Source organism: Mycobacterium sp. NGS56 (assembly GCF_059812425.1).
On record NZ_JCALCQ010000005.1, the window covers coordinates 214914 to 238469 of the forward strand.

23 protein-coding genes are annotated in these 23556 nt (G+C 66.4%); 16 read left to right on the forward strand and 7 right to left on the reverse strand.

The window, feature by feature from the left end; translation table 11 throughout:
* Nucleotides 1-105 precede the first annotated feature (105 nt).
* Nucleotides 106-468 (forward strand): ATPase, encoded by a 363-nt coding sequence (locus AC5Y4F_RS15745; RefSeq protein WP_067931790.1) that lies wholly within the window; start codon nucleotides 106-108, stop codon nucleotides 466-468.
* Nucleotides 469-502: 34 nt separating this feature from the next.
* Here AC5Y4F_RS15745 and fadD2 read toward each other — a convergent pair whose 3' ends face one another.
* Entirely contained in the window at nucleotides 503-2182 is a 1680-nt protein-coding gene (fadD2, locus tag AC5Y4F_RS15750) for a long-chain-fatty-acid--CoA ligase FadD2 (protein ID WP_067931823.1), read from the reverse strand.
* Nucleotides 2183-2239: 57 nt separating this feature from the next.
* On the opposite strand from fadD2, the gene AC5Y4F_RS15755 reads away from it, so the two are divergent.
* Nucleotides 2240-3520 carry a DNA polymerase domain-containing protein gene (locus AC5Y4F_RS15755; protein WP_499997546.1) on the forward strand — a complete coding sequence of 427 codons (1281 nt, stop codon included), beginning with the start codon at nucleotides 2240-2242 and terminating at the stop codon, nucleotides 3518-3520.
* A gap of 14 nt (nucleotides 3521-3534) precedes the next feature.
* Here the strand turns inward: AC5Y4F_RS15755 and AC5Y4F_RS15760 are convergent, their stop codons facing one another.
* Complete coding sequence (locus tag AC5Y4F_RS15760; protein ID WP_499997547.1) at nucleotides 3535-4941, reverse strand: NarK family nitrate/nitrite MFS transporter; 1407 nt, start codon at nucleotides 4939-4941, stop codon at nucleotides 3535-3537.
* Nucleotides 4942-5137: 196 nt separating this feature from the next.
* Between AC5Y4F_RS15760 and AC5Y4F_RS15765 the strand changes: the two genes are divergently transcribed.
* The 8 genes from AC5Y4F_RS15765 (at nucleotide 5138) to AC5Y4F_RS15800 (ending at nucleotide 12955) form a co-directional block, all read left to right on the forward strand.
* Entirely contained in the window at nucleotides 5138-5722 is a 585-nt protein-coding gene (locus AC5Y4F_RS15765) for an acyl-CoA-like ligand-binding transcription factor (protein WP_067931821.1), read from the forward strand.
* A gap of 55 nt (nucleotides 5723-5777) precedes the next feature.
* The gene (locus AC5Y4F_RS15770) at nucleotides 5778-6782 is read left to right on the forward strand and encodes an ABC transporter substrate-binding protein (RefSeq protein WP_067931784.1); all 1005 of its coding nucleotides are present in this window, start codon (nucleotides 5778-5780) and stop codon (nucleotides 6780-6782) included.
* A gap of 111 nt (nucleotides 6783-6893) precedes the next feature.
* A complete protein-coding gene (locus AC5Y4F_RS15775; protein ID WP_499997548.1) occupies nucleotides 6894-7568 on the forward strand; it encodes a 5-oxoprolinase subunit B family protein in 675 nt (224 codons plus the stop codon).
* A gap of 66 nt (nucleotides 7569-7634) precedes the next feature.
* Nucleotides 7635-8546, forward strand: coding sequence for a 5-oxoprolinase/urea amidolyase family protein (locus AC5Y4F_RS15780; RefSeq protein WP_499997549.1), 912 nt, complete (start codon nucleotides 7635-7637; stop codon nucleotides 8544-8546).
* A gap of 442 nt (nucleotides 8547-8988) precedes the next feature.
* A complete protein-coding gene (locus AC5Y4F_RS15785) occupies nucleotides 8989-10419 on the forward strand; it encodes a nitrate/nitrite transporter (RefSeq protein ID WP_067931777.1) in 1431 nt (476 codons plus the stop codon).
* Between the two features lie 89 nt (nucleotides 10420-10508).
* The gene (locus AC5Y4F_RS15790; RefSeq protein ID WP_499997591.1) at nucleotides 10509-11660 is read left to right on the forward strand and encodes a uroporphyrinogen-III synthase; all 1152 of its coding nucleotides are present in this window, start codon (nucleotides 10509-10511) and stop codon (nucleotides 11658-11660) included.
* Nucleotides 11651-12424: a sirohydrochlorin chelatase gene (locus AC5Y4F_RS15795; protein ID WP_499997550.1), complete on the forward strand. Its 774-nt coding sequence runs from the start codon at nucleotides 11651-11653 to the stop codon at nucleotides 12422-12424. The genes AC5Y4F_RS15790 and AC5Y4F_RS15795 overlap by 10 nt, the downstream gene beginning before the upstream one ends.
* 78 nt (nucleotides 12425-12502) lie before the next feature.
* The gene (locus AC5Y4F_RS15800) at nucleotides 12503-12955 is read left to right on the forward strand and encodes a TetR/AcrR family transcriptional regulator (RefSeq protein WP_499997551.1); all 453 of its coding nucleotides are present in this window, start codon (nucleotides 12503-12505) and stop codon (nucleotides 12953-12955) included.
* Between the two features lie 12 nt (nucleotides 12956-12967).
* On the opposite strand, the gene nirD is transcribed toward AC5Y4F_RS15800, so the two are convergent.
* Both nirD and nirB read right to left on the reverse strand, forming a co-directional pair.
* Entirely contained in the window at nucleotides 12968-13336 is a 369-nt protein-coding gene (gene nirD, locus AC5Y4F_RS15805) for a nitrite reductase small subunit NirD (RefSeq protein WP_499997552.1), read from the reverse strand.
* A 10-nt stretch (nucleotides 13337-13346) separates the two neighbouring features.
* Nucleotides 13347-15926 carry a nitrite reductase large subunit NirB gene (gene nirB / locus AC5Y4F_RS15810; protein WP_499997553.1) on the reverse strand — a complete coding sequence of 860 codons (2580 nt, stop codon included), beginning with the start codon at nucleotides 15924-15926 and terminating at the stop codon, nucleotides 13347-13349.
* Between the two features lie 228 nt (nucleotides 15927-16154).
* Here nirB and AC5Y4F_RS15815 point away from each other — a divergent pair, with 228 nt between their 5' ends.
* Nucleotides 16155-16595 carry an Hsp20/alpha crystallin family protein gene (locus AC5Y4F_RS15815; RefSeq protein WP_067931765.1) on the forward strand — a complete coding sequence of 147 codons (441 nt, stop codon included), beginning with the start codon at nucleotides 16155-16157 and terminating at the stop codon, nucleotides 16593-16595.
* A gap of 70 nt (nucleotides 16596-16665) precedes the next feature.
* Here the strand turns inward: AC5Y4F_RS15815 and AC5Y4F_RS15820 are convergent, their stop codons facing one another.
* Nucleotides 16666-17427 (reverse strand): isocitrate lyase/PEP mutase family protein, encoded by a 762-nt coding sequence (locus AC5Y4F_RS15820; protein WP_067931763.1) that lies wholly within the window; start codon nucleotides 17425-17427, stop codon nucleotides 16666-16668.
* 106 nt (nucleotides 17428-17533) lie between these two features.
* On the opposite strand from AC5Y4F_RS15820, the gene AC5Y4F_RS15825 reads away from it, so the two are divergent.
* From AC5Y4F_RS15825 to AC5Y4F_RS15845, 5 genes are all read left to right on the forward strand, one after another.
* Entirely contained in the window at nucleotides 17534-17848 is a 315-nt protein-coding gene (locus tag AC5Y4F_RS15825; RefSeq protein WP_067931761.1) for an Rv0250c family protein, read from the forward strand.
* 80 nt (nucleotides 17849-17928) lie between these two features.
* The gene (gene sdhC, locus AC5Y4F_RS15830) at nucleotides 17929-18756 is read left to right on the forward strand and encodes a succinate dehydrogenase subunit SdhC (protein WP_067931760.1); all 828 of its coding nucleotides are present in this window, start codon (nucleotides 17929-17931) and stop codon (nucleotides 18754-18756) included.
* 43 nt (nucleotides 18757-18799) lie between these two features.
* The gene (locus tag AC5Y4F_RS15835) at nucleotides 18800-20731 is read left to right on the forward strand and encodes a fumarate reductase/succinate dehydrogenase flavoprotein subunit (RefSeq protein ID WP_067931758.1); all 1932 of its coding nucleotides are present in this window, start codon (nucleotides 18800-18802) and stop codon (nucleotides 20729-20731) included.
* The gene (locus AC5Y4F_RS15840; RefSeq protein WP_499997554.1) at nucleotides 20728-21474 is read left to right on the forward strand and encodes a succinate dehydrogenase/fumarate reductase iron-sulfur subunit; all 747 of its coding nucleotides are present in this window, start codon (nucleotides 20728-20730) and stop codon (nucleotides 21472-21474) included. The genes AC5Y4F_RS15835 and AC5Y4F_RS15840 overlap by 4 nt, the downstream gene beginning before the upstream one ends.
* A gap of 130 nt (nucleotides 21475-21604) precedes the next feature.
* Nucleotides 21605-21769 (forward strand): hypothetical protein, encoded by a 165-nt coding sequence (locus AC5Y4F_RS15845; RefSeq protein ID WP_197520478.1) that lies wholly within the window; start codon nucleotides 21605-21607, stop codon nucleotides 21767-21769.
* Nucleotides 21770-21794: 25 nt separating this feature from the next.
* Here AC5Y4F_RS15845 and AC5Y4F_RS15850 read toward each other — a convergent pair whose 3' ends face one another.
* Together AC5Y4F_RS15850 and AC5Y4F_RS15855 are read right to left on the reverse strand one after the other, a co-directional pair.
* Nucleotides 21795-22283, reverse strand: a complete 489-nt coding sequence (locus AC5Y4F_RS15850; RefSeq protein ID WP_067931753.1) for a flavin reductase family protein — start codon at nucleotides 22281-22283, stop codon at nucleotides 21795-21797.
* A gap of 83 nt (nucleotides 22284-22366) precedes the next feature.
* On the reverse strand, nucleotides 22367-23398 hold the full coding sequence (locus AC5Y4F_RS15855) for an isopenicillin N synthase family dioxygenase (protein ID WP_499997555.1): 1032 nt from the start codon (nucleotides 23396-23398) through the stop codon (nucleotides 22367-22369).
* Between the last annotated feature and the right edge of the window lie 158 nt (nucleotides 23399-23556).

The window sequence follows — 23556 nt, forward strand, 5'->3', positions numbered from 1 at the left end:
CGGCCGGGCGACGCGACTTACGCCGGCGTCGGTGACAGAATCAGTATTGACACAACGGCACCGAGCGCTGATTTACTGATTCGCACTCACGAGGAAGACACCGAAGTGAATTTCAACAGCAGCCACAGCGGACCCAGCGCCGGAGCCTTTCGCGCCCCCAACTCGGCCGGCGGACCCACGGGAGACGCGGCCCCCACCGAGCGTCTCAGCCTCGGGCAGCCGAGCGGACAGCGGATCGCCAGCCCGCCGCCGGGGGCCCAGGCCGGGCGTACCCAGCGGACGCGTCGAACCGTCGACCTGCCGGCACCCACCCACCGCGCCCTCGACATCTGGCAGCGTGAGGCGGCCGACCGGCTGGGGGTCGCCCGGGTGACCGGGCAAGAGGTCCTTACCGCGCTCATCGACCAGCTACTGGTCGACCCGAAATTGACCGCGCAGATCACCCGCGCCATCAAAGACCGCCGCTGACCCCGTCACCGACGCGGCACCCGCCCGAGCGAGGCTAATCGACGTCCATTTCGCGCAACTCGCGCTTGAGGACCTTGCCCGTTGGGTTGCGCGGCAGCTCGTCGAGGAAGACCACCTCGCGTGGCACCTTGTAGCGGGCCAGGTGGTCGCGGACGTAGTGCTTGACCGTGTCCTCGTCGAGGTCGGCGCCGTCCTTCTTCACCACGAAGGCGCGCAGGCGGTGGCCCCATTCCTTGTCTTCGACGCCGATCGCGGTCGCCTCCACGACGTCCGGATGCCCCGTGAGGAGGTCTTCGACCTCGGCCGGGAAGACGTTCTCGCCACCGGAGACGATCATCTCGTCGTCGCGGCCGCTGATGAACAGCAGGCCGTTCTCATCGAAGTAGCCCACGTCGCCCGAGGACAACAGCCCGTCGATGATCTGCTTCTTACCCCCACCGGTGTAACCCTCGAACGGGAACGCGTTGCCGACGAAGATGCGGCCCACCTCGCCCTGCGGCAGCTCCTTGCCGTTGTCGTCGTAGATCTTGACCTTCACGCCTTTGACGACCGGCCCGACCGTCGACGAGTTGTACTCCAGGTGCTTTGGTTCGGCGATGGTGGCGAACGCGATCTCGGTCGAGCCGTACATGTTGTAGATGACCGGCCCCAGGTCCTTCAGGCCCCGTTCGGCCAGGTCGGCTCCCAGCGCCGACCCGGAGACGAACACGATCTTCAGGCTGGACAGGTCGGGTTTCTTGTCCATCTTCTCGACCGCGTCGAGGATCCGCGACAACATCACCGGGACCACCACCATCGCAGTCACCTTGTGCTTCTCGATGTCTTCGAGCACCAGCGGCGGCTTGAATTTGCGGCGCAGCACCAGCGTCGAGCCCAGGAACATCGCGATCGTGCCATGTAGGAAACCCAGCGCGTGGAACATCGGTGCGGGCAGCGACGTCACCTCGCCGGCCTTGAACGGAACGTGCGACAGGATGCCGCCGATCGGCGCCAGCGTCGGCGGGGTGCTGCGATTCGCGCCCTTGGGGGTGCCGGTGGTTCCGCTGGTCAGGATGATGATCGAGGAGTGCTTGCTCGCCTTGGGCGCGGGCTTCTTGTCGCTGCGCTCGATCAGATCGGCCAGCGTCTCGTCCTTGCTGCCCGACTTCTCGTCACTGTCCGGGTTGGTCCCGAGCGCCCGCAGCTTGCCCAGCTCCGGCTCGGCCTTGCTGACCGCCTTGGTGTACTCGTCGTCGTAAATGATCAGCTTGGCGCCCTCGCGCTCCGACACCTCTTTGATTTGCGGACCCGAGAACTCGCTGTTCAGCAGGATGATGCGAGCCCCCACACGGGCGGCGCCGAAATAGGCGATCAGGAACCAGCGGCTGTTGCGGGCCAGGATGGCGACGCCGTCGCCGGCCTTGACGCCCTTCTCGATCAGCCCGTTGGCCACCGCATGCGCGGCCTCGTCCAGCTCTTTGAAGGTGAATTCGCCTTCTTCGTCGATGCAGGCCGCGCGATCGGGATGGCGCCTGGCGTTGAGAGCCGGCAGCATGCCGAACTCGCCCCACTTATAGATGTCGGCGGCCATCGCGGCGTAGTTCTGCGGCGGCTCGATCCGAAACGCGCCCGACTCGAAGATCTTTCGCACGTAGTGCAGTTCCGCGGAGCCGCGTTCGAGGTACTGCTGAACTTTTGCGGCGGCCTGACCGGGCAGGCCGAGGAGGTTAGGCATGAAATCCACCTTATGTGACGTCCGTCTCAGTCCGGCCGGAATTCCCGGCCAATTAGCATGAACCGCATGACCCGTCCGGTTTCGCTGGAGGTGGCCGGGCGCCAGGTCACCATCACTCATCCGGACAAGGTGGTGTTCCCCCGCACGAGCAGCCGCGAAACCACCAAGCGCTCCGTCGGCCCCTACACCAAGCTCGACCTGGTCCGTTATTACCTGTCCGTGGCCGACGGCGCGCTGCGCGGTGTCGCGGGCCGCCCGATGATCCTGAAGCGCTTCGTCAAGGGCATCACGGAAGAGGCGGTGTTCCAGAAACGCGCGCCGGCCAAACGGCCGGACTGGGTCGACGTTGCCGAACTGCGTTACGCCCGAGGCACTTCCGCCGCCGAGGCGGTGATCCACGACGCCGCCGGGCTGGTCTGGGCGGTCAACCTCGGCTGCGTCGATCTCAACCCCCATCCGGTGCTCGCCGACGACCTGGACCACCCCGACGAACTGCGGGTGGACCTGGATCCGATGCCCGGGGTCTCCTGGCGGGGCATCGTGGACGTCGCGCTGGTGGCCCGGGAGGTGCTCGAGGACTACGGCCTGACCGCCTGGCCGAAGACGTCGGGGTCGCGCGGCTTCCACATCTACGCTCGCATCGCCCCGCGCTGGGAGTTTCGTCAGGTGCGGCTGGCCGCGCAGACCGTCGCCCGCGAAGTCGAGCGGCGCGTGCCCGAGGCGGCGACCAGCCGCTGGTGGAAGGAAGAACGCGAAGGGGTGTTCGTCGACTTCAACCAGAACGCCAAGGACCGCACCGTGGCATCGGCGTACTCGGTGCGGGCGACCCCCGATGCCCGGGTCTCAACACCGCTGCGGTGGGACGAAGTCGCCGGCTGCAACCCCGAGGCGTTCACGATCGACACCGTGCCCGCCCGGTTCGCCGAAATCGGTGACCCCTGGGCCGGAATGGACGACGCCGTCGGCGAGCTCGACCGGCTGCTGGTGCTCGCCGAGGAGATGGGGCCGCCCGAACGGGCGCCGAAGGGTGCGGGCAAGCGCGGAGCGGGAGGCCGAAGGCAATCCACGATGCCGCTGATCGAAATCGCCCGCACCAAGACCAAGGACGAGGCGTTGGCGGCGCTGGATGTCTGGCGCGAGCGCTACCCGGCGGTGGCCCGGCGACTAGAACCGGTCGACATCCTGGTCGACGGGATGCGCGGGCCCAGTTCGATCTGGTACCGGATCCGAATCAACCTGCGGCACGTTCCCGAAGACCTACGACCACCCCAGGAAGAGCTGGTCGCCGACTACAGTCCCTGGGACGGATATGGCGGGAAGCAGAAGCCGTCAAGTTGACGCTTGGCCCCCGCCTAGATTCCCACTCGCGTTACCGCGTTCTGCTTGCGCAGGTAGCAGTACCACGTGACGCCGAGCAGACCGAGGAAGAACACGACGTAGAACCGCAACGCCGGTTCGATGCCGCCGAACTGCGACTTTGACCACGCGTATGCCAGCGGAACCACGAATCCACCGAAGGCACCCACCGCCGAGATGACGCCCAGCGCCCCGGCCGCCTGCCGGCGCATGCCCGCCATGGTGTCGGGATCGCCCCCGGCCAGCTCGCCCTTGATCTTGAAGATTCGCGAAATCATCCGATAGGTCGAGCCGTTGCCGATCCCGGTGGCTACGAACAGGAACATGAAGCTGGCGAAGAACGCCGGCAGGTTGACCGCCTGCACCGACCACAGCGCGGCCGCGGCCCCGATCGCCAGCATCACGAAGCTGGCGGCGGTGATACGAGCGCCGCCGATCCGGTCGGCCAGCCTGCCGCCGAGGGGCCGGATGACCGATCCGATGGCGGCGCCCAAAAAGGCCCACGCCAGGGCGATGTCACCGCGTCCGAAAACCGTCTTGAGCAGGGTCGGGAAGGCCGCCGAGTAGCCGATGAACGACCCGAAGGTGCCGATGTAGAGCAGCGACAAGATCCAGGTGTCGGGATGCCGCAGCGACTCCAGCACCGGCTTCACGTCGGCTCCCCCAGTCTTCGAGGCCTCGGTGAGGTTGTTCATGAACACAAACGCGCAGACCGCGGCGGCCACCGCCAGCGGCACGTAGCACAGTCCGGCGCGTGACAGCGCCATCCCACCGCCGGCGATGACGATGGGCGGAATGATCTTCTGCACCACCGCCACGCCGATATTGCCACCGGCCGCATTCAGGCCCAGCGCCCAACCCTTGTCTTTCTCCGGGTAGAAGAACGAGATGTTAGCCATCGACGAAGCGAAGTTGCCGCCGCCCAAGCCGGCGGTCGCGGCGATCGCCACCAGCGCGCCGAACGGAATGCCGGGATGGCTCACCGCCCACGCCAGCAGCAGACACGGAATGAGCAGCAGCGCCGCCGAGATGGTCGTCCAGTTGCGGCCGCCCAACAGCGGGACCGCGAAGGTGTAGGGCAATCTCAGGAAAGCTCCGACCCCGCTGGGGACCGCGACCAGGCACAGGGCCTGACTGGCGGTCAGCGCCCATCCGGACGCGGCGGGGTGGCCGGAGCCGCCGGGCGCGGTCATCTGAACCACCACGATGCTCCACAACATCCACACGCTGAACCCGACGTGCTCGGCGAAGATCGAGAAGGTCAGGTTCCGGCGAGCGATCTGCTTGCCCGAGGTCTCCCAGAACTCGGGGTCTTCGGGCCGCCAGTCATCGATCCAGTGCCGTCCCGTATGGCGCTCACGCGGGGGCGCGGGCTGCGATACGGGGCTAAGCGTCGTGGTCATCTGGTGGGACTCCTGAGTTGATTGAGGCGCGGGCAGTGACCATTCGACGCTAAAGACGCACTGTTACCGGGCGGGGTGTGCACAGTTACGTGGGCGATACGCAGAAATCGCAGCCGCCCGTACCCGTTTGTCAGAACTCCGCAACGCAAGGACGTCGCGCGCCCACCTCGGGCCGTCGATGGGCGACAATCGGCGCATGCAGGCGACTGAGCCTCCCCTGGGCCTACGGGAGCGCAAAAAGATCAAGACCCGTCGCGCCATCAGGCGCGAGGCGTTTCGCCTCATCGAGCAGAACGGGTACGCGGCCACCACTGTCGAACAGATCGCTGAGGCGGCCGACGTGTCACCGAGCACCTTCTTTCGCTATTTCCGATCCAAGGAATCGCTGCTGCTGGCCGACGACTTGGACCCGCTGATCCTGGACGCGCTCAAGGCCCAGCCGCGCAACCTGTCTTTAGCGCGGGCTTTCCGCCGGGCCTACGAGGCCGTCATGGCCCAGCTGCCCGACGACCAGCTGGAGTTCGAGAGCACCCGGCAGCGTCTGATGTTCTCGATCCCCGAGCTCAAGGCGGCGATGTACGACGAGTACTACCGCACCGTGACCGTCGTCGCCGGGGCGATCGCCCACCGGATCGGCCGTGCCGCAGACGATTTCGAAGTCCGAGTGTGCGCAGGGGCATTGACGGGCGCCATGATGGCCGCCTTCGACGGCGCGCCGAAGACGGCAGACACGATCTATCGCGCGCTGGATTTCATGGACGCCGGCATGCCGCTGGGCTGAAGGGTCTCACGCGCGGCGACGCATCTGCGCGGGGGGAACGCGATACTCTCACGCGATGCGACAGGGATGGAATCGACGAGGATTCTTGCAGTTCGCAGGGGTTGCCGGGGTAGCCGCGATCGGCGGCGCGACCGCGCTCGCTACCGGGTGCTCGTCACGCAAACCGGCTCCGGGGGCCACCCCGGGATCGGTGACGGTCACCCACCTGTTCGGTCAGACCGTCATCAAAGAACCCCCCAAGCGTGTCGTCAGTGCCGGCTACACCGAACAGGACGACTTGCTCGCGCTCGGAGTGGTGCCGATCGCGGTGACCAACTGGTTCGGTGACCAGCCCTTCGCGGTCTGGCCGTGGGCCGCGCCCAAACTCGGCGGTGCGCGGCCGGCGGTGTTGAACCTGGATAACGGCATTCCGGTGGACCAGATCGCCGGTCTCAAACCGGACTTGATCGTGGCGGTCAACGCCGGGCTGGACGCCGACACGTATCAGAAACTGTCCGCGATCGCACCGACCGTCGCGCAATCGGACGGCGACGCCTTCTTCGAGCCGTGGAAGGAACAGGCCACCGCCGTCGGCCAGGCGGTCTTCCAGGCCGACCAGATGAAGTCGTTGATCGACGGCGTCGACCAGAAGTTCACCGACATTGGCAAAAAGAATCAGCAATGGACCGGCAAAAAGGCCCTGCTGATGCACGGCACGCTGACCCAAGGCACCGTCGCCGCAACCATGGCGGGCTGGCGCACGGATTTCCTGAATCAGATGGGACTCGTCATCTCCGACACCATCAAGCCATTCGCCACCGGTCAGCGGGCCGTCATTCCGCGCGATCGGATCAAATCGGTGCTCGAGTCCGCCGACGTGGTGATCTGGACAACCCAGAGCCCGGACGATCAGAAGGCGATACTGGCCGACCCTGAAGTGGCCGGGTCGCTCACCACCGCGCAGAACCGCAACATCTTCACGACGAAGGACCAGGCCGGCGCGATCGCGTTCGCGTCGCCGCTCAGCTACCCCGTCATCGCCGACCAACTCCCTCCGCTGATCACCAAGATTCTGGGCTAGTCACGCTGCTTGCCGTGGCTGTTTGAGCGTTTGCTAAGGCAGCTCTGGCAGTGCTCGAAAATCCGTCTTTACCCCTCGCACAGGCCGCGATCCCGGAGTTACCGTCGAGTAATGAGCGTGACGGACCTTAGCGGCGACCTGGCCCACAACCTGCCGACGGAGCTCGTCGGCAACACGGTTGTGGACTACGGCGACCGCGCGCTGATGGTGCAATGCGGCAGTACCGCCGAGGTATTGGCGTGGACGGACGCGCTGCGTGCGGCGGCGATGCCGGATGTGGTCGACATCGTCCCGGCGGCCCGCACGGTGTTGGTGAAGCTAAACGGCCCCCGCCACCAAGGCGTCATTCGCCAGCGGCTGCGCAAGCTGCGCATCGCGCCCGCCCCGGACGTCCCCTCGGAGCGCCACGCCGACGTGGTCATCGACGTCGTCTATGACGGTCCCGACCTGGCCGAGGTCGCCCGCCACACCGGTCTGACCATCGCTGCGGCGATCGACGCCCACACCGCCACGCTGTGGCGGGTCGGATTCAGCGGATTCGCGCCCGGTTTCGCCTATCTGATCGACGGCGACCCGCGGCTGCGGGTGCCGCGGCACCCCGAGCCGCGTACCTCGGTGCCGGCCGGCTCCGTCGGGCTGGCCGGCGAATTCAGTGCTGTATATCCGCGCCAGTCCCCCGGTGGTTGGCAACTCATCGGCCGCACCGACGCCGTGCTATGGGATCTGCAGCGCCCCAATCCCGCATTGTTGACCCAAGGCATGTGGGTTCAATTCCGGGCAATCTAGCCGTGACGATCGCATGCGCGGCGCAGCCGGGCCAAGCGGGTCACGACCATAACTAAGGAGACAGCCGTGCCAATCCTGGAGATCCTCCGCACCGGACCCCTTGCCGTTGTCCAAGACCTCGGCCGCCCGGGACTGGCCCACCTGGGGGTGAGCCGGTCCGGCGCCGCCGACCGGCGCGCGCACAAACTGGCCAACCGGCTGGTGGCCAACCCCGACGACTGCGCCACCGTGGAGGTGACGTTCGGCGGTTTCGCGGCCAGGGTGCGTGGCGGCGACGTCGACATCGCGGTGACGGGCGCCGACACCGACCCCACCGTCAACGGAATCAAGTTCGGCACCAACAGCATTCAACACGTGCGCGACGGCGAGGTGATCTCGCTGGGAGCTCCTCGCGCCGGCCTGCGCAGCTACCTGGCGATCCGCGGTGGCATCTGCGTGGAGCCTGTGCTGGGCTCGCGCAGCTATGACGTGATGTCGGCCATCGGCCCGTCGCCGCTGCAGGCCGGCGACCGGCTGCCGATCGGCGAACACACCGACGCCTACCCAGAACTGGACCAAGCTCCCGTCGAAGCCATCAGCGCCGACGTCGTCGAGCTGTCCGTGGTGCCCGGACCGCGCGATGATTGGTTCGTCGATCCCGACGCCCTGGTGCACACCGATTGGGTCGCATCCGATCGCAGCGACCGGGTGGGAATGCGGCTTACCGGCCGGCCCCTGCAGCACTGTTACCCAGACCGCCAGCTCCCCAGCGAGGGAGCCACCCGTGGCGCAATCCAGGTGCCGCCCAACGGTTTACCGGTGATATTGGGTCCCGATCATCCGGTCACCGGCGGTTATCCGGTGATCGGCGTGGTGGTCGACGAGGACGTCAACAAGATCGCGCAGGTGCGGCCCGGCCAAACGGTACGATTGCACTGGGCGCGGCCCAGAACTCTGGCGGGCGCCCAGTCCGGTGCCGCGAGTTGGCCGTTCTCCTAACGTAATTCGTGGCAAAACCATCGGCATCTGAACGACAGATGTATTTGAGCTCACACACCGCGGCGTGCATGCGTGAAATCACTTGACGGCGCCGCCGATTCGGGCTGGATGAACCTTACATCCGCGCGGACGTCACTCCTCAGGGATCTACCAGAAAATTGGTAAACAACTAACAGGCGATAATGGCCCGTTCCGGTTGACCCGCTCGCGTCCTAAATGTGAGCATCGGAGCGTACGGCGGGGCATGCCCCATTACTCGGGGCGCCGAAGCGTCGAAAGCCAGTCTCCAAACAGCTCTCCCGATGTCGGGCGAGCGCGATGACCCCTGGCACGGCGGCGGCCGGATGCGGCGATACGTGGGGCCTGACGAGAGGATCTGTATGCACGCCAACCGGTTCGACGCCGTCACGGCACCGGCGATTCGCGCGACGAGCGGACGCGCGTGAACGTCACGCCGAAGAATGGCGGCGCCCGAACAGGCCGCAACCACCGCATCCCCGACTGGAATCCGGAAGACACGGCAGCCTGGGAGGCCGGCAACAACAAGATTGCCCGGCGCAACCTGCTGTGCACCATTGCCGGTGACCACGTGGCGTTTTCGATCTGGACCCTGTGGCCCGTGATGGCGCTGTTCATGCCCGGGTCCGTCTACGGGTTCTCCGCCGGTGACAAGCTGCTGCTGGGCGCGGTCGCCACCCTGGTCGGTGGTTGCGCCCGAATCCCTTACACCTTGGGCATCGCCGCCTTCGGCGGCCGCAACTGGACGACTTTCTCGGCCTTCGTGTTGCTGATCCCCACGGCCGGCACGATCGTGTTGCTGGCCAATCCCGGTCTGCCGCTATGGCTGTTCGCGTTGTGCGCGGCCATGACCGGGCTGGGCGGCGGCAATTACGCGGCCTCGCTGGCCAACGTCAACGCCTTCTACCCGCAGCGGCTCAAGGGCGGCGCGCTGGCCCTCAACGCCGGGATCGCCAACCTGGGGGTCGCGGTGATCCAGCTCGTCGGCCTGCTGGTGCTCGCCACCGCCGGACACGAAGCGCCCTACTGGGTGTGCGCGGTGTACCTGGTGTTGCTCGCCGTCGTCGGCATCGCCGCCGCGCTGTTCATGGACAACGTCAACCACGGTACCCGGCTGAGCACTATGCGTTCGATCCTGTTCGAGCGCGACACCCATGTGATCTCACTGCTCTACATTGCCACCTTCGGCTCCTGGATCGGCTTCTCATTCGCCTTCGGGCAGGTGATGCAGGTCAATTTCCTGGACAGTGGGGAAAGCCCGAAACATGCGGCGCTGCACGCCGCGCAGGTGGCCTTCATCGGGCCTCTGCTGGGCTCGCTGGCGCGCGTCTACGGTGGCCGGGTGGCCGACCGCTTCGGCGGCAGTCGGGTCACACTGGGCATCCTCGCCGGCATGACCCTGGGCGCCGGATTCCTGGTCACCGTCAGCACCCTGGACGATCACCACGCCACGACGCACTCCGCCAGCATGATCGGCTACGTCACCGGCTTCATGGCGCTGTTCATCCTGTCCGGCATGGGCAACGGGTCGGTCTTCAAGCTGATCCCCTCGGTCTACGAGGCGCGCAGTCGCTCGCTGGACAAGAGCGAGGACGAACGCCGTCTTTGGGCCCGCGCGATGTCGGGATCACTGATCGGCATCTGTTCGGCCGTCGGGGCGGTCGGGGGTGTGGGAATCAACCTGGCGCTGCGCCAGTCCTACCTGAGCACCGGCACGGAAACGTCGGCGTACTGGGCGTTTCTGGCCTCATACGTGGTGGCGGCGATCATGACCTGGATGGTCTACGTGCGCCGTCCCGTCTCGGCTCCGAGGCTGTCGGGGTCGGCGCCGGAAACCGAGGCCGCCCGTGTGTGAGCGGACTCGCAACACGGGCAATGCCACAGCAATTGAGCGGTAACGCAACCGAAACGTCGCAGGCATACACAATTCATATGGCCCCCCAACTGGCCCCACCGGGCTCCGCGCCGCTGACCGGCTACCGGATCGCCGTCACGTCGGCGAACCGCGCGGAGGAACTGTGCGCGTTGCTGCGCCGTAACGGCGCGGAGGTGTCCAGTGCCGCGGCCATCAACATCATCGCGCTGCCCGAAGACGCCGAGCTGCAGAGCCACACCGAAGCGGTGATCGCCCAACCCCCCGATATCCTGGTGGCGCACACCGGAATAGGTTTTCGCGGCTGGGTCGCCGCCGCCGACGGCTGGGGACTGGCAACCCAATTACTGGCGTCGCTTGCCAAGTCGCGGATCGTAGCCCGCGGTCCGAAGGCGACCGGCGCGCTGCGCGCTGCCGGTCTGCACGAGGAGTGGTCACCCAAATCCGAATCTTCGCGCGAAGTCCTGCGCTACCTCCTCGAATCGGGCGTCGCCGGCAAGCGCATCGCCGTCCAGCTGCACGGTGCTGCCGACGGTTGGGATCCGTTCCCACAGTTCATCAAAGGATTGCGCGCGGCGGGCGCTCAGGTGGTCCCCATCCACGTGTACCGCTGGAAGCCGACGCCGACCGGCGGCGATTTCGACCAGCTCGTCGCCTCGGTCGCGCGGCGGCAGTTCGATGCCGTGACCTTCACCTCGGCGCCCGCCGGCGCGGCGATGCTAGAACGCGGCCGCGAGCTGGGCATCGAAGATCAACTGCTGCAAGCCCTTCGCAGCGACGTGCACGCGATGTGTGTCGGCCCGGTCACCGCGCAACCATTGATCCGGGCGGGGATCCCGACGTCGTCACCCGAGCGAATGCGGCTGGGGGCGCTGGCCCGCCACATCGCACAGGAGCTGCCGCCCCTGCGGTCGTGCACCGTCCGCGCGGCCGGACACGACATGGAGATCCGCGGAACCTGTGTACTGGTCGACGGCTCGGTGAAGTCGCTGTCGGGATCGAGCATGGCGACCCTGCGCGAGCTGGCGCAACGACCCGGCGATGTCGTCGCGCGCAACGACTTGTTGCGAGTACTTCCGGGAAACAGCAATGACCCCCATGCTGTCGATACCGCGGTGCTGAGGTTGCGAACGGCGCTGGGCGACAAGAACATCGTCGCGACGGTCGTCAAGCGCGGCTACCGGCTCGCGATCGACCATCCGAGTGATTCCCAATGGCATTGATCCTGGTAGCGCACGGCACACGCAGGCCGGAGGGCGTGGCAATGATCGAAACCCTTGCGGCACAGGTTGGTACGCTTGTCAGTGACACGGTGGAGCTTTCCTTCGTAGACGTGGTGGGCCCTACTCCCAGCGAAGTCCTGTCACGGGCAAAGGCCGCCGACCGGCCCGCCATCGTGGTGCCCGCGTTCCTATCGCGCGGATACCACGTTCGGGCAGACCTGCCCTGGCACGTCCAGATCAGCGCCCACCCGAACGTGATCGTCACCCCCGCTTTGGGTCCGAGCGGTCAGATCGCCCGGATCGTCGGCGATCAGCTGTTGAAATGCGGTTGGCGACCGGGTGATTCGGTGATCCTGGCGGCCGCGGGAACATCAGACGACAATGCCCGCACCGATCTGCACACCACCTCGACGTTGTTGTCGGCGCTGACCGGATCGCGGGTGAGCCTGGCGTTCGCGGCCACCGGCGACCCGCGGCTGCCCGAGGCCGTGGATCGGGCACGGGCTCGGGCACACCGCGCCGGCGGGCGGGTCGTGGTCGCCTCATATCTGCTGGCCGACGGCCTGTTCCAACAACGGTTGCACTGTTGCGGCGCCGACCTGGTCAGCGAGCCGCTGGGCACTCACCCCGGATTAGCGCGGCTGGTTGCGAACCGGTTCCGCCGCGCCCTGCCGCCGGTACTCGCGCCCACCGCCCGGCACGCGTCGCGCCGATCGGGTCCGCATCAACTGGCCCATGCGCGCCCCGCGCGTTCCATTCCCTAGCCCAAAACGCCTGCTGGCGAGGCGCGCCGATGTCCGTCGTTCCTTGATCTTTGCTCGCAGACGGGCGATCCTGGCACCATGCCCCGTCGCGAAGAGCCGCCGCATGGGATCCTCGACCCGGTCGCCAAGATGCTGCGGTTGCCCTTCGGCACACCGGAATTCATCGACCGGATCGTCACCGGCGGGGTCAACCAGGTGGGCCGGCGAACCCTGCGCATGCTGATCACGACGTGGGACGCCGCCGGCGGCGGACCGTTTGCGGCCAGTGCCGTCGCGTCGACGGGGATGGCGAAGACCGCCGAAATCGTGCAGGGCATGTTTATCGGCCCCGTCTTCGGCCCACTGCTGAAGATTCTGGGCGCCGACAAGGTGGCGCTACGGGCCTCGTTATGCGCCTCGCAGTTGGTGGGCCTGGGCATCATGCGCTACGGCATCCGCTCCGAGCCGCTGCACTCCATGTCGGTGGACGCACTCGTCGACGCGATCGGGCCCACGATGCAGCGCTACCTCGTCGGCGACATCACCCGCTGAACGCGGTGAGGTTCAGGCGGCCCGCGGCTGGTAGTCGCGCGCGACCTGCACGTAGCCGTCGTCGGTGACTCGAACCGGGTATACCGGCACCGAAACGGCCGGATCGTCCAGGCAGGAGCCGTCTTCGAGCGAGAAAGCCTGCTTCAAGATGGGCGACTGAACCGTGACGCGGCCGTCGCGGTCACCCACGATTCCGCGGGAGAGCACCGCGGCCCCGGAGAACGGGTCGACGTTGCCCACCGCGTACACCGAGCCGTCGTCGAGTCGGAACAGCGCCGCCTGGGAACCGTCGTCGAGCAGCACGCCGACGCCGCGACCCGGAATGAGGTGCTCGTAAGCGCACGCGTTGGTCCACACCGCAATGTCGTTGAGAAGTGTCATGATTCCTTCCTCATTCCTCCGTTGTCGCTGTACGGACCCGCGGCATGCCAATGGACACAGGGATTTTGCGGCCGGCATGCTCGGTGAACGTCACCGTTGAGTCGACGGCGTCCGGGGCGTTGACGAACGACACGAACCGCGACAGCTTGTCCGGGTCGTCCAGCACGCCCTTCCACTCGCACTTGTAGTTCTCGACATGCCGCTCCATTGCGGCTTCGAATTCGCCGGCCAAGCCGAGCGAGTCGTCGCACACGACCTCGCGCACGTGGTCGAGTCCGCCGTCGAGCGATTCGACCCACGGCGCCGTGCGTTGCAGCCGGTCGGCCGTCCGGATGTAGTACATGACGAACCGGTCGACGTAGCGGACCAGGGTCGCGGTGTCCAGATCGCTGGCCAGCAGCTGTGCGTGCTTGGGCGTCATCCCGCCGTTGCCCCCGACGTACAGGTTCCAACCCTTTTCGGTGGCGATGACACCGACGTCCTTCGAGCGGGCTTCGGCGCATTCGCGCGCGCACCCCGAGACACCCATCTTGATCTTGTGCGGCGCCCGCAAACCTCGGTAGCGCAGTTCCAAATCGATGGCCAGCTGCACCGAATCCTGCTGCCCGTAGCGGCACCAGTCGGTGCCCACGCAGCTCTTCACCGTGCGCAACGCCTTGCCGTACGCGTGGCCGGATTCCATGCCGCCGTCAACCAGCCGCTTCCAGATCTCCGGAAGCTGGTCCACCCGGGCGCCGAACATGTCGATCCGCTGCCCGCCGGTGATCTTGGTGTAAAGCCCGAAGTCCTGGGCGATCTGGCCGATCAGGATCAGATGCTCTGGCTTGATGTCGCCTCCGGGCACCCGCGGCACCACCGAGTAGCTGCCGTTCTTCTGGATGTTGGCCAAAAAGTGGTCGTTGGAATCCTGCAGCGAGGCCTGCTCGCCTTCGAGGATGTGGTCCGACCCGGTGGAGGCCAGGATGGAGGCGACCACGGGTTTGCAGATGTCGCAACCCTTTCCGCGACCAAAGCGCTCCAGCAGCCCCGAGAAGGTGCGGATCTCGGTCGCGGAGATGATTTCGAAAAGCTCCGCGCGCGACTGGCTGAAGTGCTCGCACAGCGCCTTGGACTGTTCCACGCCCTCGGCTTCCAGCAGCTGCTTGAGCAGCGGGACGCACGACCCACACGCCGTGCCGGCCGAAGTGCACACCTTGAGCGCGGGGACATCGGCGCAGCCGTCGGCGATCGCACACTTCAGATCGCCCTTCGTGACGTTGTTGCACGAGCAGATCTGAGCCGAGTCCGGCAGCGCGCCAACCCCCAACGCGGTACCGCTGCCCGAGGAGGCCGGCGCGATCAGCGCCAGCGGGTCGCCGGGCAGCTCGCTGCCGACCATGGGACGCAGCACCCCGTAGGACGAGGCGTCGCCGACCAGCACGCCGCCGAGCAGCGTCTTGGCATCGTCGGACAACACGAGCTTGGCGTAGGTGCGATTGACCGCATCGTTGATGACAACTTCGAGGCAGTCCGGTGTCGTCCCCATCGCGTCGCCGAAGCTGGCCACGTCGACGCCCAGCAGTTTGAGCTTCGTGGACAGGTCCGCCTCACCGAATTCCGCCACGCCGTCCAGCAGTCGGTCGGCCACCACCTCGGCGGAGGTGTAACCCGGCCCCACCAGGCCGTAGCACCGCCCGCCGATGGCGGCGACCTCACCGATCGCGTAGATGTCGGGATCGCTTGTCCGACAAGACACGTCGGTGAGAACCCCGCCACGCTCGGCGCGCGTCAGCCCGGCGGCCGTCGCCAGCTCGTCGCGCGGGCGGACGCCCGCCGCGAAGATCACCAGGCCGGCGTCGATGACCTGCCCGTCGGTCAGGCTCACCCGCACCGACGTGGTGGCGTCCGGATGGTCGACCGGCTCGATCGATTCGGTTCCGGTGCCGACGTGCACCGAGATGCCGAGTTCGCCGATCATCCGTGCCAGCAGCGCACCGCCGGCCTCGTCGATCTGCTGGGCCATCAGCCGCGGCATCATCTCGACGACGTGGGTCTGCAACCCGAACTGGCGCAGCGCATTAGCCGCTTCCAACCCGAGCAGGCCACCACCGATCACCACACCCGCGCAGGCGTGCGAGGTTGCGACCGTGCGCTGGGCGTCGGCGCGGATGGCGTCGAGGTCGTCAAGCGTGCGGTACACGTGACATGCGGGTAGCTGGTGGCCCGGCACCGGCGGCACGAAGGCGTACGAACCGGTCGCCAGGACCAGGGTGTCGTAGCCGTGTCGCTGACCGTCGGCGGTCACCACCGTCTTTGCGGCGCGGTCTATTTCGGTGACGCGCTGGTTGAGCACGAGCCGGACCTGATCGTCACCCTCGTAATCGTTGCCGGGCAAGGCCAATAGCTTGCGATCCCAGCTTTCGGTGTAGGAGGTCAGGCCCACGCGGTCGTAGGCCGCGTCAGCCTCCTCGGCGAAAACCGTGATGCGCCACAACCCCTCGGTGTCGCGGGCGCGGAGCGCCTCCACGAACCGATGCCCAACCATGCCATGTCCGACTACGATGATGTGACGAGGCGCACAGCTGGCGCGCGAAATCCCGTCTGCAGACATGGCTTTGAGACTAACGGCCAGAAATTACGTTCTTTTCGCACAATGTGACGGTCCTATGACGAGGATCTCACAACTCACAGGGAGGCCTGTGATTGATCGTTCGCTGCCGGCGAACGGCGAGGTGGAACTTTAGCGGGGTCGACTCATGTTTCTACCAGTAGCCGGTCGCAGAGGCACCGGTCACAGGAATCTCACAATGATGCTCAAGGAAGTAGAAGGGAAAGCACGATGAATACCCTCGCATTGTGGTCGCGACCGGCCTGGGACACCGACCGGTGGTTGCGCGACTTTTTCGGCCCCGCCGCCGCGGCGGACTGGAACACCCCCGCGACCAGCGGTTTCAGGCCTGCCGCCGAGATCGTCAAGGACGGCGACGACGCGATCGTGCGGCTCGAGCTGCCGGGCGTTGACGTCGACAAGGACGTCAACGTGGAGGTCGACCGCGGGCGGTTGGTCATCCACGGCGAGCACCGCGATGAGCGTTCGGAAGAGAAGGAAGGCCGCACGCTGCGCGAGATCCGGTACGGATCGTTCCGCCGGTCATTCCAGCTGCCCGGCCACGTCACCGGCGACGCCATCACGGCGAGCTATGACGCTGGTGTGCTGACGGTGCGCGTCACCGGTGCGTACGCCAACAACCAGGCGCAGCGCATCGCGATCACCAAATAGTGATCGACGGGTTGACGAGAAAAGTCGCTGAATCCGGCCGAGCCACAACGGTTCCGCCGGATTCGGCGCGTCAGCCCCAGCGGGCCAGCAGCTCCTTGGCGCGGGTCGCCAGCGCGGCTTGCAGGAACGGTCCGAAGCTGATTCGCGCCACGCCCAGCGGTGCGAAGGACGCCGGGTCGTCCTGGTCGGGCAGCGCGATCGCGTTGACCGGCAACTCCAGCTCGGCGGTCAAGCGCCGCAAGGTGTCGGGGTCGTGGCGGCCCACCGGATACAGCACATCGGCGCCGGCGGCCGCGGCCTGATTCAGGCGCGCTACCGCCCGCTCGACGCGATCGGACGCCTCGCCGTCCTGGCGAAGGAACAGATCCGTCCGGGCGTTGATGACGACGTGCACCCCGGCCGCGTCGGCGGCCGACCGCAGCGCCCGGACCAACTCCGCGTGTTCGTCGGCCGACCGCAACCGCTTGCCCTCCGCGTGCACGGTGTCCTCGATGTTCAGCCCGACGGCTCCGGCGCCCAGCAGGCCCTCGATCAGCCGGCCGGCCGGCTGCCCATAGCCGGATTCGATGTCCACCGACACCGGGACGTCGACCGCCGCGGTGATCTGTGCGACCCGCGCGAGGACGTCGTCGAACGACATGCCCTCGTTGTCGGGTTTGCCGATCGAGTCCGCCAGCGGGTGACTGCCCACGGTGAGGGCGGCGAAGCCGGCGTCGGTGGCCAGCCGCGCCGACCAGGCATCCCACACGGTCGGCAGGATGACCGGATCGCCCGGCCGGTGCAGTTCCAGCAGCGTGGCGGCCCGCTCAGCCGGTGTGGCGCGTCCCGTCATCAATGTTTGCTCCCTCGGCATCCGGGTTCAACAGACTGACGTCCGGACTGTGCCGTGGATACTATCGAGGGCGTACTGTGATCCAAAACACTGCCGAGGAGATCCGTTGACGAGCACGCCGAGCACAACTGGCACGACCGAATTCGCCGAACTCCACGACCTCATCGGCGGCCTGCGGCGGTGCGTGAGCTCCCTGCGGGCCCGATACGGTGACAGCCCGGCCATGCGGCGCATCGTCATCGACGCCGACCGCATCATGTCCGACGTCGACCTGCTCGATTCCGATGTGTCCGAATTGGATCTGGCCGGAGCCACCGTGCAGCAGTCCGGCGAGAAGATCGTCATTCCAGACACCCAGTACGACACCGAATTCTGGCGCGACGTCGACGACGAGGGTGTCGGCGGTCACCACAGGCCCTGAACAACCCAAGCCCCCCAGAAAAGGGGGGCTTGTATCTGTGTACCCTTCGACAGACAGCCCGTTCGAAGAGGAACAACTAGATGAGCGCACCTACGGCGAACCGTCCTGCGTCCGGTGTCTTTTCACCCACGCGCGCCCGCATCGAACAGCGGACCCTACGCACCGACCGGTGGTGGATATCGCCGCTGCGGATCGACTTGGGCTTCGCCGCATTCCTTATCTATGCGATAGCGCGCGGATTGCAGAAGGACTACTTCTTCGTCCACCAGTACCACTACCTGACGCCGTTCTACTCGCCGTGCATGAGCAAGGCCTGCGGTGCGGCCAGCGACTTCTGGCCCCAGTTCCTGCCGAACTGGTGGTTTGTGCCATACGCGGCGATGTCGCTGCCGTTCCTGCTGCTGTTCCGGTTGACCTGCTACTACTACCGCGGCGCCTACTACCGCACGGTGTGGCAGTCGCCCAGCGCATGTGCGGTGGCCGAGCCCCGCGCCCATTACACCGGCGAGACCAGGTTCCCGCTGATTGTTCAGAACTCGCACCGGTACTTCTTTTACATCGCAGGCATCATCTCGGTGATCAACACCTACGACGCCATCGTCGCGTTCCACTCCGACAGCGGCCCCGGCGGATTCGGCTTCGGTCTGGGCAATCTGATCCTGCTCGGCAACGTCATCATGCTGTGGATCTACACGCTGTCCTGTCACTCCTGCCGCCACGTGACCGGCGGGCGGCTGAAGCACTTCTCCAAGCACCCTGTGCGTTACTGGATCTGGACCCAGGTCAGCGTCATCAACACTCGGCACAAGCTGTACGCGTGGATCACGCTGGGCACCCTGATGGTTACCGATTTCTACATCGCGTTGGTGGCCAGTGGCACAATTCCTGACCTGAGATTTGTTGGCTGACAGGCCATTTCGATATAAATCAGATTTAGCTAGCGAGGGTTTCATGGTTGAGATCGAGCGGCACACGTTCGATGTGGTCGTGATCGGTGCCGGCGGCGCCGGGTTGCGCGCGGTTATCGAAGCGCGCGAACGGGGTTTGCGGGTCGCGGTGGTATGTAAGTCCCTGTTCGGCAAGGCCCACACGGTGATGGCCGAGGGTGGCTGCGCGGCGTCCATGGGCAACACCAACCCGAAGGACAACTGGGAGACACACTTCGGCGACACCATGCGCGGCGGGAAATTTCTGAACAACTGGCGCATGGCCGAGCTGCACGCCAAGGAAGCCCCCGACCGCGTGTGGGAGCTGGAAACCTATGGCGCGCTGTTCGATCGCCTCAAGGACGGCAAGATCAGCCAGCGCAACTTCGGCGGGCACACCTACCCGCGGCTGGCCCACGTCGGTGACCGCACCGGCCTGGAACTGATCCGCACCATGCAGCAGAAGATCGTCTCGCTGCAGCAGGAGGATTTCGCCGAGCTCGGCGACTACGAAGCACGGATCCGGGTGTTCGCCGAAACCACGATCACCGAGCTGGTCAAGGACGGCCCTGAACAAGGGGGGCGAATCGCCGGGGCATTCGGCTACATCCGCGAAAGCGGAAACTTCATCTTGTTCGAGGCGCCCGCGGTGGTGCTGGCCACCGGCGGAATCGGCAAGTCGTTCAAAGTCACCTCGAACTCGTGGGAGTACACCGGCGACGGCCACGCGCTGGCCCTGCGGGCGGGCGCGTCGCTGATCAACATGGAGTTCGTCCAGTTCCACCCGACGGGCATGGTGTGGCCGCCGAGCGTGAAGGGGATCCTGGTCACCGAGGGCGTTCGCGGCGACGGTGGGGTGCTGAAGAACTCCGACGACAAGCGGTTCATGTTCGACTACATCCCGTCGGTGTTCAAAGGCCAGTACGCCGAAACCGAACAGGAAGCCGACCAGTGGCTCAAGGACAACGACTCGGCCCGCCGCACTCCGGACCTGCTACCGCGCGATGAGGTCGCGCGGGCGATCAACTCCGAGGTCAAGGCCGGGCGAGGCAGCCCACACGGCGGCGTCTTCCTCGACATCGCGTCGCGGCTGACGCCGGCGGAGATCAACCGCCGCCTGCCGTCGATGTATCACCAGTTCAAGGAGCTGGCCGGCGTCGACATCACCAAAGAACCGATGGAAGTCGGGCCGACCTGCCACTACGTGATGGGCGGCGTCGAGGTGGACGCCGACACCGGAGCTGCCACAGTCCCCGGACTCTTCGCCGCCGGCGAATGCTCCGGCGGCATGCACGGCTCGAACCGGCTGGGCGGCAACTCGCTGTCGGACCTGCTGGTGTTCGGCCGGCGGGCCGGTCTGGGCGCAGCCGACTACGTGCGGGCGTTGAGCAGCCGTCCGACGGTCGCCGAAGGCGCCGTCGACGCCGCGGCGAAGCGGGCGCTGTCACCCTTCGAGGCACCGGCCAATGGCGCGGCCGCGGAGAACCCGTATTCCCTGCAACTCGAACTGCAGCAGTCGATGAACGACCTGGTCGGCATCATCCGTAAGGCCGACGAAATCTCGGAGGCCCTGGCACGGCTCGACAAGCTGCGTGCGCGGTTCAAGAACCTCCATGTCGAGGGGCAGCGGCGATACAACCCGGCCTGGAACCTCGCCATCGACCTGCGCAACATGCTGCTGGTCAGCGAATGCGTCGCCAAGGCCGCGCTGCAGCGCACCGAGAGCCGCGGCGGGCACACCCGCGACGACCATCCGTCGATGGACTCGTCCTGGCGCAAGGTGCTGCTGGTTTGCGAGGCAGCGGGCGGCGACGAGGCGATTCCCGACATCACCATCACGAAGAAGGATCAGACGCCGATGCGGCCCGACCTGCTCGGGCTGTTCGACATCGCCGAGCTGGAGAAGTACTACACCGACGAAGAACTCGCCGGGCACCCAGGACGGAGTGGCAAATGACCTACAACGCGACGCTGCGGGTGTGGCGCGGCGACGACGTCGGCGGTGGTCTGCAGGACTTCACGGTTGAGGTCAACGAGGGCGAGGTCGTCCTCGACATCATCCATCGCCTGCAGCAGACCCAGACGCCCGACCTGGCGGTCCGGTGGAACTGCAAGGCGGGCAAGTGCGGCTCGTGTTCGGCGGAGATCAACGGCTATCCGCGGTTGCTCTGCATGACCCGGATGTCCACCTTCGCCGAGGACGAGGTCGTCACCGTCACGCCGCTGCGGACGTTCCCGGTGATTCGCGACCTGGTCACCGACGTCTCGTTCAACTACGAAAAGGCCCGCGAGATACCGTCTTTCGCGCCGCCTAAGGACCTGCAGCCCGGGGAATACCGGATGGCGCAGGAGGACGTCGGACGCTCCCAGGAATTCCGCAAGTGCATCGAGTGCTTCCTCTGCCAGAACGTGTGCCACGTGGTCCGCGACCACGAGGAGAACAAGAAGGCGTTCGCCGGTCCACGCTTCCTGATGAGGATCGCCGAGCTGGAGATGCACCCGTTGGACACCCGGGACCGGCGCAACGACGCTCAGGACGAGCACGGTCTGGGCTACTGCAACATCACTAAGTGCTGCACCGAGGTCTGCCCGGAAAACATCAAGATCACCGACAACGCGCTGATCCCGATGAAAGAGCGGGTCGCCGACCGCAAGTACGACCCGGTTGTGTGGCTCGGTAACAAATTGTTCCGTCGCTGAGCTGCCAGGCCGCTCTGATCCAGTCCGATCCCGTCGTCACACGTCAGGCCGTTGCGGCACCCGGGTAACCGAACTGCATCCTGTCGGGCCGCCCCGTGCGGCCGTGTGTGCACGACCGGAAAGGCAGTTCATGGAACCCATGCGAGAAACCGCCAGCATCAACAACATTCGCACCGCGATTCGGCAGTTGTCGGTCCGCGCCCAGCTCGCGAACAAGGAAGGCCGGTACAGCGACGCCGCCGAACTCGAGCGCCGCATCCAGGGCTTTCGAGAAGAGCTGAGCCACCGCCCGTAGCCGGTCCGCGGCCCAGGCGCAGCTGTTACGCACCGAGACGGCGAAAGACGCTCCGATGGAACACGATGGGCGCAACGTCGGCGTCCACCGTCACCTCGCTGACTCGCAACACCACGATCGTGTGGTCCCCGGCCGGGATGAGCTGCTCGATCGAGCTTTCCAGCCAGAGCCCGGTGCCCTTGATGAACACCGCACCGGTGGACCGCGAAACCGTCTCCAATCCGGCAAACCTGTCGCCGGTCTTGGCGGCCAGCGCGCGCGCGGCCTCGTCATGCTCCTCGCCGAGCACACTGATGCCCAGCATCGGCAGGCCCTTGAGCTTGGGCCACGTCGTCGACGTGTTCTGCACGCAGAACGACACCAACGGGGGATCCAGCGATACCGGCACAAATGTGCTGGCCGCCAGGCCTTCCCGGGTTCCGTTCACCTCGGCGGCGATCGCCACGACACCGGACGGGAAATGACCGAAGGCCTCCCGAAGTGACGACGCTGTCAGCTTGTTAGTCGAGTTCACCGGACTGATTCGCCCCTAGAGCCGGAGACGGGATTTATCGGATGTGACCCTACCCGGCGTCGCCCGCTCGGGCACGGCCACCCTTAGCCGTTTTCTAAGCATTCTGTCGAATACCCGTGTGCCGCGGCGACATCCGGATGGGCCCGCAGCCTGCTCTTCCAGGCATTGCGCCCGTAGACCGCGAAGATCGGATCGGATGGATCATCCACGCGCTGCGCGCGCGCCTCGAGTTCGTCGGGCAGTGACAGCACCGGTATCCGCGCGTCCAGGCGGGGGTTGAAGAAGAACGGCACCGAGATGCGGTCGCCGGCGGACCCCTGCAGGTTGACCCGGTGCTGCGTGGCGCGCAGGTACCCGCGCGTCGCCACCTCCAGCAGTTCACCGATGTTGACGATGAACGCGCCCTCGCGCGGTGGCACGTCGATCCAAGCGCCGTTTGAATGGTCCATTCCGGGCGGCAGCACCTGCAAGCCCGTGCTGTCGGGATCGGCCAGCAACAGCGTCAGCACCCCGGAGTCGCGGTGCGCTCCCACGCCCTGCGCGCTTTCCGCGCGGCGGGGGTAGCGGATGATCTTGATCAACGTGGCCGGCGCGTCGGCGAATGCCGCGTCGAACACGCCGGGGGGACTGCCCAGCGAGGCCGCCCAGTGCTGTAGCAGGGTGCGGGCGACCGCGGACAGCGCGGTGTCCCACTCCGCGACGATTCCCGGCAGTTCCGGCAGCGCGGGCGGCCACTGATTGGGGCCCTGCAGCCACCGATAGTCGGACCTGTCCAGCCCACCGATCGGTGGGCGCTGCGGCCCGACGTCGATCTGCTCGCGCCAATCCACCTGTCCGCGGGTCAACTCGCCGCCGAGCCGCGTGTACCCGCGGAAGTGCGGGCTGCGCACCATCGCGACGGCGTCCTTCTCCCGTTGCGGCAGCGCGAAAAGCCGGCGGGCGGCGTCCAGGACCCGCTTCACCAACTCCGGCGGCACGCCGTGACCGGTGAGATAGAAGAAGCCGACCTCGTGCCCGGCCGCGCGCAGCTCACCTCGCAGGCGGCCCGGGTCGGCCCGCAGGTCCACGGTGGGCAGCTCCAAGGGCGGCGCAGTGACGGGACGCGCACCGGTCATGTGGGCATCGTTGCCGCAGGTAAATCGGATTTCAACCCCATGACCTGCAGCTTCCCAACCGGTTGGTTAATTAGGCAATGAAATCTAGCTCACATTGGCTTGCATACTGCTGACGCTAACGATAGTTTGGCGGTGTTACTGGTGGGTAACTTAGACCT